This is a genomic window from Pseudomonas sp. HMWF032 (assembly GCF_003060885.1).
GTDB lineage: Bacteria > Pseudomonadota > Gammaproteobacteria > Pseudomonadales > Pseudomonadaceae > Aquipseudomonas.
In genome coordinates, this window is record NZ_QAIG01000005.1 from 1,535,033 (window position 1) to 1,546,080 (window position 11,048).

Here is an 11,048-nt window from a genome sequence, read left to right on the forward strand (position 1 = left end):
TGACAGCTACCTACGCCCCGGAAGCCAAGAAATAGGGCGCGAGATATTAACGCTGTAATAACAAATAATCAACCCGGCAGCGCACTAGCTGCCGGGCTTGTAACGCTCAATCACACTCAGCCTTGGCGCTGTTTGTGACGCGGTTCCGCGCTGCAAATTACCCGCACAACACCTTCACGGCGAATAATTTTGCAGTTACGGCACAGCTTTTTCACCGATGCACGAACTTTCATCACCAACTCCTCGAACCTTATGGACTTCAGCGCAGCATGCCGCTGCCGTAGCCCTTCAGGTTGGCTTTCTTCATCAGGGATTCGTACTGGTGCGACACGAGGTGCGATTGTACTTGCGACATAAAGTCCATAACAACCACGACCACGATCAGCAACGAGGTCCCGCCAAGGTAGAACGGTACGTTGGCAGCCACCACCAGGAACTGGGGCAACAAGCATACGGCCGTCATGTACAGAGCACCGAACATGGTCAAGCGGGTCAACACGCCATCGATATAGCGCGCCGATTGCTCACCGGGACGGATACCCGGAATAAAGGCACCGGACTTCTTCAGGTTTTCCGCTACGTCTTTCGGGTTAAACATCAGCGCTGTGTAAAAGAAGCAGAAGAAAACAATCCCCGCACTAAACAGCAAAATGTTCAACGGCTGACCAGGAGCGATAGCCTGTGAAATATCCTGCAGCCAGCCCATACCCTCGGACTGACCAAACCAGGCACCCAGCGAAGCCGGGAATAACAGAAGGCTGCTGGCGAAAATAGCCGGGATAACCCCCGCCATATTCACCTTCAACGGCAAGTGGCTGGTCTGCGCCGCGAAGACCTTACGGCCCTGCTGACGCTTGGCGTAGTGCACCGCAATGCGACGCTGACCACGCTCAATGAACACCACGAAACCGATAATCGCTACTGCCAGCAAACCGATGGCGATCAGGGCAAAGATATTGATATCACCCTGCCGAGCAGACTCGAAAGACTGCCCGATCGCCGACGGCAGACCGGCTACGATGCCTGCAAAGATCAGCATCGAAATACCGTTGCCAACACCACGCTCGGTGATTTGCTCGCCCAGCCACATCATGAACATTGCACCCGCCACAAAAGTGGTGATGGCAACGAAGTGGAAGCCGAAATCGACCGAAAACGCTACGCCTTGACTGGCCAGACCGACGGACATGCCGACAGCTTGGACAATAGCCAGGACGAGGGTGCCGTAGCGGGTGTACTGGCTAATCTTGCGACGGCCAGCTTCACCTTCCTTCTTCAACTGCTCCAGCTGCGGGCTGACAGCGGTCATGAGCTGCATGATGATCGAGGCCGAGATGTACGGCATGATCCCCAATGCAAAAATACTCATACGCTCCAGCGCGCCGCCGGAAAACATGTTGAACAAGCTAAGAATGGTCCCCTCATTCTGTCGAAACAGGTCCGCCAGCCGATCAGGGTTGATACCAGGAACTGGGATGTGTGCACCTATCCGATAGACGATGATCGCCATGAACAGAAAGCGCAAACGAGCCCAGAGCTCGGATAACCCGCCATTGCTGAGCGCTGAGAGAGCACCTTGCTTAGCCATTTATTCCTCGAACTTACCGCCAGCTGCTTCGATAGCCGCGCGCGCACCTTTGGTGGCGGCGATACCTTTAAGGGTGACTGCCTGAGTAACCTCACCGGACAGCATGACTTTCACGCGCTGTACGTTTTGATTGATCAGGTTGGCATCCTTCAGCGACTGCAGAGTAACAATGCCGCCTTCTACTTTATTCAGCTCAGACGTACGCACTTCTGCGCGATCCATAGCCTTCAAAGATACGAAGCCGAACTTAGGCAGACGGCGGTGCAGAGGCTGCTGGCCGCCTTCGAAACCCGGAGCAATAGTGCCACCGGAGCGCGAGGTTTGACCTTTGTGGCCACGGCCACCTGTCTTACCCAAACCGCTACCGATACCACGGCCCGGACGGTGCTTCTCGCGACGGGAACCCGGCGCAGGACTCAAATCGTTCAGGTACATGAATTAACCCTCGACTCGCAGCATGTAGTAAGCCTTATTGATCATCCCGCGATTCTCGGGAGTATCCAGCACTTCTACGGTGTGACCGATGCGACGCAGACCCAAACCCTTTACGCAGAGCTTGTGGTTAGGAATGCGGCCGGACATGCTTTTTACCAGCGTAACTTTTACGGTATTAGCCATGATTAGAGAATCTCCTCGACACTCTTGCCACGCTTAGCCGCAACAGAACTTGGCGACTGCATAGCTTTCAAACCTTTGAAAGTGGCATACACCACGTTCACCGGGTTAGTCGAGCCGTAGCACTTAGCCAGAACGTTTTGCACACCAGCCACTTCGAGAACAGCACGCATGGCGCCGCCAGCGATGATACCGGTACCTTCGGAAGCAGGCTGCATGTAAACCTTGGAAGCGCCATGGGCAGACTTCATGGCGTACTGCAGCGTAGTGCCGTTCAGATCCACTTGGATCATGTTGCGACGCGCAGCTTCCATCGCCTTCTGGATGGCAGCAGGCACTTCACGGGATTTGCCACGGCCGAAACCGACGCGCCCCTTACCATCACCCACCACGGTCAACGCGGTGAAAGTGAAGATACGGCCACCCTTAACGGTCTTGGCAACGCGGTTAACCTGTACCAGCTTCTCGATATAGCCTTCGTCGCGCTTTTGGTCGTTATTTGCCATAACTTAGAACTCCAGCCCGCCTTCACGAGCAGCATCAGCCAGCGCCTTGACGCGGCCGTGGTACTTGAAGCCAGAACGGTCGAATGCAACCTGAGTTACACCAGCGGCTTTCGCACGCTCGGCAACCAGCTCGCCAACTTTCTTGGCCGCGTCAACGTTGCCAGTGGCGCCGTCACGCAGTGCTTTGTCCAAGGTAGAGGCGCTGGCCAGAACCTTGCTGCCGTCGGCCGAAATGACCTGGGCATAGATGTGCTGCGAAGAGCGATACACGCACAGACGCACAGCTTCGAGCTCGTGCATTTTCAGGCGTGCTTTGCGAGCGCGACGCAGTCGAGTAACTTTTTTGTCGGTCATTTGCTATGCCCTACTTCTTCTTGGCTTCTTTACGGCGGACGACTTCGTCTGCGTAACGAACACCTTTGCCCTTGTAAGGTTCAGGACGACGGAAATCACGAATTTCCGCAGCGACCTGACCAACCAGTTGCTTGTCGACACCCTTGATCAGGATCTCGGTCTGGTTCGGGGTTTCAGCCACTACACCTTCCGGCAACTCATAGTCGATCGGATGGGAGAAGCCGAGAGCGAGGTTCAGCACCTGACCTTTGGCTTGCGCTTTGTAACCAACACCAACCAGCTGCAGCTTACGCTCGAAGCCTGCGCTAACACCGATCACCATGTTGTTGACCAGAGCGCGAGTGGTACCGGCCATTGCGCGAGTCTGCTGATCACCATTGCGAGCAGCGAAACGCAGCTCACCGGCTTCTTGCAGGACTTCAACGGACGAGTGAACATTCAGTTCGAGAGTGCCCTTGGCACCCTTTACCGAAAGCTGTTGGCCGGTGAGTTTGACCTCAACGCCAGCTGGCAGCTTAACGGGGTTCTTAGCAACGCGAGACATGCTTATCCCCCCTTAGAACACTGTGCAAAGCACTTCGCCGCCGACACCGGCAGCGCGCGCAGCGCGGTCCGTCATCACACCCTTGTTGGTGGAGACGATGGATACACCGAGACCGCCACGAACTTTCGGCAGATCATCGACGGATTTGTATTGGCGAAGGCCTGGACGGCTCACGCGCTTAACTTCTTCGATAACCGGACGGCCCTCGAAGTACTTCAGCTCGATGGACAGCTGCGGCTTAACTTCACCGCTGATCTGATAACCCGCAATATAACCTTCGTCTTTCAAAACTTTGGCTACAGCCACCTTCAACGTGGAAGACGGCATGCTTACGACGGACTTTTCAGCCATCTGGGCATTACGGATACGAGTTAGCATGTCCGCTAACGGGTCCTGCATACTCATGGGCTAGACGCTCCTGATACAAAAAGAATTAGCCTTTCGGCTACAGTCGCTGGACAGGGTACAAACCCAGGCTCAGGCGAGCCGAGCATTCTAGAGACTGATCAAAAATGAATCAAGCCCCAAAGGGGCTTGATTCACAGATAAGACAAAGCCGGCACTAGGCCGGCTTTGTTTTTACCAGCTGGCTTTCACCAGACCTGGTACATCACCGCGCATTGCCGCTTCACGCAGCTTGATACGCGACAGGCCGAACTTGCGGAATACGCCGTGCGGACGACCAGTGATGCGGCAGCGATTGCGCAGGCGCGAAGCGCTTGCATCACGCGGCTGCTTCTGCAGTGCTACTTGAGCCTCCCAACGCGCTTCCGGACTGGTGTTCGGATTGGCGATGGTAGCTTTCAGCTCGGCACGCTTTTTAGCGTACTTGGCTACCGTTTGCTGACGCTTCAGCTCACGGTTTTTCATGCTGGTTTTGGCCATGATCCAACTCCAATCAGTTACGGAACGGGAATTTGAAAGCACGCAACAGCGCGCGGCCTTCATCATCGTTACGGGCAGTGGTAGTCAGGGTAATGTCCAGACCACGCAGGGCATCGATCTTGTCGTAGTCGATTTCCGGGAAGATGATCTGCTCTTTGACGCCCATGCTGTAATTGCCACGACCATCAAAGGACTTGGCATTCAGGCCGCGGAAGTCACGCACGCGCGGCAGGGAGATAGACAGCAGACGATCCAGGAACTCGTACATACGCTCACGGCGCAGAGTCACTTTTACGCCAATCGGCCAGCCCTCACGAACCTTGAAGCCTGCAATCGACTTACGGGCATAAGTCACAACGACTTTCTGACCGGTAATCTTTTCCAGGTCGGCAACAGCGTGCTCGATGACTTTTTTGTCACCGATCGCTTCGCCCAGGCCCATGTTCAGGGTGATCTTGGTGATGCGCGGAACTTCCATCACGTTGGCGAGCTTAAGTTCTTCCTTAAGCTTCGGCGCGATTTCTTTCCGGTAAATCTCTTTTAGTCGTGCCATGGTCTTCTACCTAGCAGTGTTCAAGCATCAACCGCTTTTTGGGTCGACTTGAAGACACGAATTTTTTTACCGTCTTCTACTTTGAAACCAACGCGATCAGCCTTGTTGGTTTCGCCATTGAAGATGGCCACGTTAGAAGCGTGCAGAGGCGCTTCTTTCTCGACGATACCGCCCTGAACGCCCGACATCGGGTTCGGCTTGGTATGGCGCTTCACCAGGTTGATCCCACCGACGACCAAACGGTCGTCAGCGAGAACCTTGAGCACCTTGCCACGCTTACCTTTGTCTTTACCGGCGATCACGATGATCTCGTCGTCACGACGAATCTTTTGCATGTCGGATCTCCTTAGAGCACTTCAGGTGCGAGCGAGACGATCTTCATGAACTTCTCAGAGCGAAGTTCACGAGTCACTGGCCCAAAAATACGGGTGCCGATCGGCTCTTGCTTGTTGTTCAGCAGAACAGCAGCGTTGCCATCAAAGCGGATGATCGAGCCATCAGGACGACGAACGCCGTGACGGGTGCGGACTACAACAGCAGTCATCACCTGGCCTTTCTTCACTTTGCCGCGTGGAATGGCTTCCTTAACGGTCACTTTGATGATGTCGCCGATGCCAGCGTAACGGCGATGCGAGCCGCCCAGCACCTTGATGCACATAACGCGACGAGCACCGCTGTTGTCAGCGACGTCGAGCATGGATTGAGTCTGAATCATATAATTTCTCCGACCCTTAGCCCTTAGACTTCCACTGCGCGTTCGAGGATCTCAACCAGCGCCCAAGACTTGGTCTTGGCAACGGGACGAGTTTCACGAATGGAAACTTTGTCGCCGATCTTGCTCTGATTGGTTTCGTCGTGCGCGTGCAGCTTGGTCGAACGCTTGACATATTTGCCGTAGATCGGGTGCTTAACGCGACGCTCGATCAATACGGTGATGGTCTTGTCCATCTTGTCGCTGACGACACGGCCGGTCAGCGTACGGACTGTTTTTTCGGCTTCAGCCATGATCACTTACCTGCCTGCTGGTTGAGCACAGTTTTCACACGAGCGATGTCGCGCTTAACTTGCGAGAGCAGGTGAGACTGCCCCAACTGGCCAGTTGCCTTCTGCATGCGCAGATTGAACTGGTCGCGCAGCAGGCCGAGCAGTTGCTCGTTCAGCTGCTGTGCTGATTTTTCACGAAGTTCATTCGCTTTCATCACATCACCGTCCGCTTAACAAAAGTGGTGGCGAGTGGCAGCTTTGCAGCAGCCAGGGCGAAAGCCTCACGCGCCAACTCTTCGGAAACGCCTTCGATCTCATACAGGACTTTGCCTGGCTGGATCTGGGCTACCCAATACTCAACGCTACCCTTACCTTTACCCATCCGCACTTCGAGAGGCTTCTTGGAGATCGGCTTGTCCGGGAAAACGCGAATCCAGATTTTCCCGCCACGCTTAACGTGACGAGTCAGAGCACGACGAGCGGACTCAATCTGACGGGCGGTGAGACGACCGCGGGCAACAGACTTCAGTGCGAATTCGCCGAAGCTGACTTTGCTACCGCGCTGAGCCAGACCACGGTTGTGGCCGGTCATCTGCTTACGGAACTTCGTACGCTTTGGTTGCAACATTTGGCGTACCCCTTACTTAGCAGCTTTTTTACGAGGCGCAGGTGCTTGTGGTTTCAGTTCTTCTTTAAGGCCACCAATTACTTCGCCTTTGAAGATCCAAACCTTGACACCGATCACACCGTAAGTGGTGTGCGCTTCGTACGTGGCATAGTCGATATCGGCACGCAGGGTGTGCAACGGCACACGACCTTCGCGATACCATTCGGTACGTGCAATTTCAGCACCACCGAGACGACCGCTCACTTGGATTTTGATGCCTTTGGCACCAATACGCATGGCGTTTTGTACAGCGCGCTTCATGGCGCGACGGAACATCACGCGACGCTCCAGCTGCTGAGCTACGCTCTGCGCAACCAGCATACCGTCGAGCTCCGGCTTACGGATCTCTTCGATATTGATGTGCACAGGCACACCCATTTGCTTGGTCAGGTCCTGACGCAGCTTCTCAACATCTTCACCTTTCTTCCCGATAACGATACCTGGACGAGCAGTGTGGATGGTGATGCGTGCAGTTTGAGCCGGACGAGCAATGTCGATACGGCTTACGGACGCGCTTTTTAGTTTGTCTTGGAGATACTCACGCACCTTCAGATCAGCGAACAAATAGTCCGCATAAGTCCGACCGTCTGCGTACCAGACGGAGGTGTGCTCCTTGACGATTCCCAGGCGAATGCCAATGGGATGTACTTTCTGACCCATCTGATCGACTCCGTTACTTGTCCGCAACCTTGACAGTGATATGGCAAGACCGCTTGACGATGCGATCAGCGCGGCCTTTGGCACGCGGCATGATGCGCTTCAGCGAACGCCCTTCGTTGACGAAAACGGTGCTGACCTTCAGGTCATCAACGTCTGCGCCTTCGTTGTGCTCGGCGTTGGCTACAGCCGACTCCAGCACTTTTTTCATGATTTCCGCGGCTTTCTTACTGCTAAAAGCCAGCAGGTTGAGCGCTTCGCCCACCTTCTTCCCGCGGATCTGGTCGGCGACCAAGCGGGCTTTCTGGGCGGAGATTCGAGCGCCCGACAACTTAGCGGCTACTTCCATTTCCTTACCCCTTAACGCTTGGCTTTCTTGTCAGCCACGTGCCCACGATAGGTACGAGTGCCGGCAAATTCGCCCAGTTTGTGACCGACCATGTCTTCGTTCACCAGAACTGGGACATGTTGACGACCGTTATGTACAGCGATGGTCAAACCGACCATTTGCGGCAGGATCATGGAACGGCGCGACCAGGTTTTCACTGGCTTGCGATCGTTCTTTTCCACCGCCACTTCGATCTTCTTCAGTAGGTGAAGATCAATAAAAGGACCTTTTTTCAGAGAACGTGGCACTGTCGTATCCCTCTATTTACTTGCGACGACGGACGATCATGTTGTCGGTGCGTTTGTTACCACGAGTCTTCGCGCCCTTCGTCGGGAAGCCCCATGGAGACACCGGATGACGACCACCAGAGGTACGACCTTCACCACCACCGTGTGGGTGATCAACCGGGTTCATGGCAACACCACGAACGGTTGGGCGAACGCCACGCCAGCGCTTGGCACCAGCTTTACCCAGCGAACGCAGGCTGTGCTCGGAGTTCGAGACTTCGCCCAGGGTCGCACGGCACTCAGCCAGGACTTTACGCATTTCACCGGAACGCAGACGCAGGGTCACGTAGACACCCTCACGCGCAATCAGCTGAGCCGAAGCACCAGCGGAACGAGCGATCTGAGCACCTTTACCCGGCTTCAGTTCGATACCGTGAACAGTGCTACCAACTGGAATATTACGCAGTTGCAGGCTGTTGCCCGGCTTAATCGGAGCCATGATGCCAGCTACCAGCTGATCGCCAGCGCTCACGCCTTTAGGGGCGATGATGTAGCGACGCTCGCCGTCTGCATACATCAACAGAGCGATGTGTGCGGTACGGTTCGGATCGTATTCAATACGCTCAACAGTGGCTGGAATGCCATCTTTGTCGTTGCGACGGAAATCGACCAGACGGTAATGCTGCTTGTGGCCACCACCGATATGACGGGTGGTAATACGACCATTGTTGTTACGACCGCCAGTCTTCGACTTCTTCTCGAGCAGCGGAGCGTAAGGAGCGCCTTTGTGCAGCTCCTGATTGACCACCTTGACCACAAAACGGCGGCCAGCGGAAGTCGGTTTGCATTTAACGATTGCCATGATGCACCCCTTCCTTACTCAGCACTGCTGGCGAAATCGAGATCTTGGCCCGGCTGAAGCGAAATGATCGCTTTCTTCCAGTCGTTACGCTTGCCCAGACCGCGAGCATTGCGCTTGGTCTTACCGAGAACATTCACGGTATTGACTGCAGCAACATTCACGTTGAACAGGCTTTCGACGGCCTTCTTGATTTCCAGCTTGGTTGCATCGGTTGCAACCTTGAAAACGAACTGACTTTTCTTGTCAGCGAGAACAGTGGCCTTCTCGGAGATGTGCGGGCCAAGCAGCACTTTAAATACGCGTTCCTGGTTCATCCCAGCAGCTCCTCGAATTTCTTCACGGCAGAAACGGTGACCAGCACCTTTTCGTACGCGATCAGACTGACCGGGTCGGAACCTTGCACGTCACGGACATCAACGTGTGGCAGGTTGCGCGCAGCCAGGTACAGATTCTCATCAATGGCATCGGACACGATCAGCACATCGGTCAGACCCATGCCATTCAACTTGCCCAACAGTTCTTTGGTCTTCGGCGCTTCAACACTGAAGTCTTCGACGACAATCAGACGATCAGTACGAACCAGCTCAGCAAGAATCGAACGCAATGCAGCGCGATACATTTTCTTGTTCAGCTTTTGATCGTGATTCTGCGGACGAGCAGCGAAAGTTACACCACCGCCACGCCAGATCGGACCACGAGTGGTACCTGCACGAGCCCGACCGGTACCTTTCTGACGCCAAGGGCGCTTACCGCCACCGGATACGTCGGAACGAGTCTTCTGCTGCTTGCTGCCTTGACGGCCGCCGGCCATGTAGGCCACAACTGCTTGGTGAACCAGGGTCTCGTTGTATGCGCCGCCAAAAGTGGCTTCGGATACTTCGATTGCTTGAGCGCCATTTACATTTAATTGCATGTCAGCTTCCCCTTAACCGCGAGCCTTGGCCGCTGGACGTACAACCAGGTTGCCGCCAGTAGCGCCAGGAACAGCACCCTTGACCAGCAACAGATTGCGTTCAGCGTCAACCCGCACTACTTCCAGGGACTGCACGGTCACGCGCTCAGCGCCCATATGACCGGACATTTTTTTGCCCTTGAATACGCGACCCGGAGTCTGGCACTGGCCAATGGAACCCGGAACACGGTGGGACACGGAGTTACCGTGAGTGTTGTCTTGGCCGCGGAAGTTCCAACGCTTGATGGTACCGGCAAAGCCTTTACCCTTGGACTGACCAGTCACATCGACCAGTTGACCAGCTTGGAATATTTCAGCGTTGATCAGATCACCAGCCTGGTACTCGCCTTCTTCAAGACGGAATTCCAGAACCGTACGACCTGCCGCGACATTCGCCTTAGCGAAGTGACCGGCTTGCGCCTTGCTGACACGTGAAGCACGACGCTCGCCGACAGTGACTTGCACTGCACGATAGCCATCGGACTCTTCAGTTTTGAACTGAGTGACACGATTCGGCTCGATCTCAATGACCGTAACCGGAATGGAGACACCTTCTTCGGTGAAAATACGGGTCATACCCGCCTTTCGACCGACTACACCAATAGTCATGTTGTAACCTCATGAGTGTACGGGGCTTTCACCCGCTATGGCCGCCCATTTCAGAGCGTTACACGACTAAAACCTAAAGCGGTCTTAGCCGAGGCTGATCTGCACTTCCACACCAGCCGCAAGATCAAGCTTCATCAGCGCGTCAACGGTTTTATCCGTTGGCTGGACGATGTCCAGAACACGCTTATGAGTACGGATCTCGAACTGATCACGCGCGTCTTTGTTGACGTGAGGCGAGGTCAGCACGGTGAACCGCTCTTTGCGGGTAGGCAGAGGAATAGGACCACGCACCTGAGCACCAGTACGTTTCGCGGTTTCCACGATTTCCTGGGTTGATTGATCGATCAGGCGATGGTCAAAAGCCTTCAACCGAATACGGATTTGTTGGTTTTGCATTTTGACCTCAGATTCCAAGCTGCTATTCCCAACGGACGCAATACGCCCGTTAAAAGGAGGCGTGATTCTATAGACGCCCCTAGCAGGTGTCAACCCAATAAAAAAGCCCCCGCAAGCGGGGGCTTTTTCTCAAACCATCACTTACGCGATGATTTTGGCTACGACGCCGGCGCCGACGGTACGACCGCCTTCACGAATGGCGAAACGCAGACCCTCTTCCATTGCGATGGTTTTGATCAGAGTGACAGTCATCTGGATGTT

Annotated in this window: 23 protein-coding genes and 1 pseudogene; all 24 read right to left on the reverse strand. The window is 54.8% G+C overall.

Translation table 11 applies throughout. From position 1 onward, the window contains the following. Positions 1-116: 116 nt before the first annotated feature. Positions 117-233 (reverse strand): 50S ribosomal protein L36, encoded by a 117-nt coding sequence (rpmJ, locus tag DBR00_RS09770; protein ID WP_002555468.1) that lies wholly within the window; start codon positions 231-233, stop codon positions 117-119. Between the two features lie 26 nt (positions 234-259). After that, positions 260-1,588 carry a preprotein translocase subunit SecY gene (gene secY / locus DBR00_RS09775; RefSeq protein WP_108487735.1) on the reverse strand — a complete coding sequence of 443 codons (1,329 nt, stop codon included), beginning with the start codon at positions 1,586-1,588 and terminating at the stop codon, positions 260-262. Next, positions 1,589-2,023 carry a 50S ribosomal protein L15 gene (gene rplO, locus DBR00_RS09780; RefSeq protein WP_108487733.1) on the reverse strand — a complete coding sequence of 145 codons (435 nt, stop codon included), beginning with the start codon at positions 2,021-2,023 and terminating at the stop codon, positions 1,589-1,591. 3 nt (positions 2,024-2,026) lie between these two features. Continuing rightward, the gene (rpmD, locus tag DBR00_RS09785) at positions 2,027-2,206 is read right to left on the reverse strand and encodes a 50S ribosomal protein L30 (RefSeq protein WP_108487731.1); all 180 of its coding nucleotides are present in this window, start codon (positions 2,204-2,206) and stop codon (positions 2,027-2,029) included. A 2-nt stretch (positions 2,207-2,208) separates the two neighbouring features. Next, positions 2,209-2,709, reverse strand: a complete 501-nt coding sequence (rpsE, locus tag DBR00_RS09790) for a 30S ribosomal protein S5 (RefSeq protein WP_108487729.1) — start codon at positions 2,707-2,709, stop codon at positions 2,209-2,211. 3 nt (positions 2,710-2,712) lie between these two features. Continuing rightward, positions 2,713-3,063 (reverse strand): 50S ribosomal protein L18, encoded by a 351-nt coding sequence (rplR, locus tag DBR00_RS09795; RefSeq protein ID WP_003293038.1) that lies wholly within the window; start codon positions 3,061-3,063, stop codon positions 2,713-2,715. Between the two features lie 10 nt (positions 3,064-3,073). Beyond that, entirely contained in the window at positions 3,074-3,607 is a 534-nt protein-coding gene (rplF, locus tag DBR00_RS09800; protein ID WP_108487727.1) for a 50S ribosomal protein L6, read from the reverse strand. 12 nt (positions 3,608-3,619) lie between these two features. Beyond that, complete coding sequence (gene rpsH, locus DBR00_RS09805; protein WP_069519903.1) at positions 3,620-4,012, reverse strand: 30S ribosomal protein S8; 393 nt, start codon at positions 4,010-4,012, stop codon at positions 3,620-3,622. 174 nt (positions 4,013-4,186) lie between these two features. Further along, on the reverse strand, positions 4,187-4,492 hold the full coding sequence (gene rpsN / locus DBR00_RS09810) for a 30S ribosomal protein S14 (protein WP_090444975.1): 306 nt from the start codon (positions 4,490-4,492) through the stop codon (positions 4,187-4,189). A gap of 13 nt (positions 4,493-4,505) precedes the next feature. After that, positions 4,506-5,045: a 50S ribosomal protein L5 gene (gene rplE / locus DBR00_RS09815; protein ID WP_108487726.1), complete on the reverse strand. Its 540-nt coding sequence runs from the start codon at positions 5,043-5,045 to the stop codon at positions 4,506-4,508. 20 nt (positions 5,046-5,065) lie between these two features. Continuing rightward, the gene (rplX, locus tag DBR00_RS09820) at positions 5,066-5,380 is read right to left on the reverse strand and encodes a 50S ribosomal protein L24 (RefSeq protein ID WP_009397501.1); all 315 of its coding nucleotides are present in this window, start codon (positions 5,378-5,380) and stop codon (positions 5,066-5,068) included. Positions 5,381-5,391: 11 nt separating this feature from the next. Beyond that, the gene (gene rplN, locus DBR00_RS09825) at positions 5,392-5,760 is read right to left on the reverse strand and encodes a 50S ribosomal protein L14 (RefSeq protein WP_003289207.1); all 369 of its coding nucleotides are present in this window, start codon (positions 5,758-5,760) and stop codon (positions 5,392-5,394) included. A gap of 23 nt (positions 5,761-5,783) precedes the next feature. Continuing rightward, positions 5,784-6,050 carry a 30S ribosomal protein S17 gene (gene rpsQ, locus DBR00_RS09830; RefSeq protein ID WP_090243097.1) on the reverse strand — a complete coding sequence of 89 codons (267 nt, stop codon included), beginning with the start codon at positions 6,048-6,050 and terminating at the stop codon, positions 5,784-5,786. Positions 6,051-6,052: 2 nt separating this feature from the next. Further along, positions 6,053-6,244: a 50S ribosomal protein L29 gene (rpmC, locus tag DBR00_RS09835; RefSeq protein WP_002555481.1), complete on the reverse strand. Its 192-nt coding sequence runs from the start codon at positions 6,242-6,244 to the stop codon at positions 6,053-6,055. Further along, on the reverse strand, positions 6,244-6,657 hold the full coding sequence (rplP, locus tag DBR00_RS09840; RefSeq protein WP_090255798.1) for a 50S ribosomal protein L16: 414 nt from the start codon (positions 6,655-6,657) through the stop codon (positions 6,244-6,246). The genes rpmC and rplP overlap by 1 nt, the downstream gene beginning before the upstream one ends. A 12-nt stretch (positions 6,658-6,669) precedes the next feature. Beyond that, positions 6,670-7,356: a 30S ribosomal protein S3 gene (gene rpsC / locus DBR00_RS09845; protein WP_108487724.1), complete on the reverse strand. Its 687-nt coding sequence runs from the start codon at positions 7,354-7,356 to the stop codon at positions 6,670-6,672. 13 nt (positions 7,357-7,369) lie between these two features. Continuing rightward, complete coding sequence (gene rplV, locus DBR00_RS09850) at positions 7,370-7,702, reverse strand: 50S ribosomal protein L22 (RefSeq protein ID WP_003103908.1); 333 nt, start codon at positions 7,700-7,702, stop codon at positions 7,370-7,372. Positions 7,703-7,713: 11 nt separating this feature from the next. Then, a complete protein-coding gene (rpsS, locus tag DBR00_RS09855) occupies positions 7,714-7,989 on the reverse strand; it encodes a 30S ribosomal protein S19 (RefSeq protein WP_010486981.1) in 276 nt (91 codons plus the stop codon). 16 nt (positions 7,990-8,005) lie between these two features. Next, entirely contained in the window at positions 8,006-8,830 is an 825-nt protein-coding gene (gene rplB, locus DBR00_RS09860) for a 50S ribosomal protein L2 (RefSeq protein ID WP_069519908.1), read from the reverse strand. Positions 8,831-8,844: 14 nt separating this feature from the next. Further along, a complete protein-coding gene (gene rplW, locus DBR00_RS09865; protein ID WP_090255803.1) occupies positions 8,845-9,144 on the reverse strand; it encodes a 50S ribosomal protein L23 in 300 nt (99 codons plus the stop codon). Beyond that, positions 9,141-9,743, reverse strand: a complete 603-nt coding sequence (gene rplD, locus DBR00_RS09870) for a 50S ribosomal protein L4 (RefSeq protein WP_090255805.1) — start codon at positions 9,741-9,743, stop codon at positions 9,141-9,143. The genes rplW and rplD overlap by 4 nt, the downstream gene beginning before the upstream one ends. Positions 9,744-9,755: 12 nt before the next feature. Continuing rightward, the gene (gene rplC, locus DBR00_RS09875) at positions 9,756-10,391 is read right to left on the reverse strand and encodes a 50S ribosomal protein L3 (protein WP_108487722.1); all 636 of its coding nucleotides are present in this window, start codon (positions 10,389-10,391) and stop codon (positions 9,756-9,758) included. 84 nt (positions 10,392-10,475) lie between these two features. Continuing rightward, a complete protein-coding gene (rpsJ, locus tag DBR00_RS09880) occupies positions 10,476-10,787 on the reverse strand; it encodes a 30S ribosomal protein S10 (RefSeq protein ID WP_010486970.1) in 312 nt (103 codons plus the stop codon). 141 nt (positions 10,788-10,928) lie between these two features. Continuing rightward, positions 10,929-11,048: pseudogene (locus DBR00_RS09885) on the reverse strand (elongation factor Tu); the annotation flags it as partial.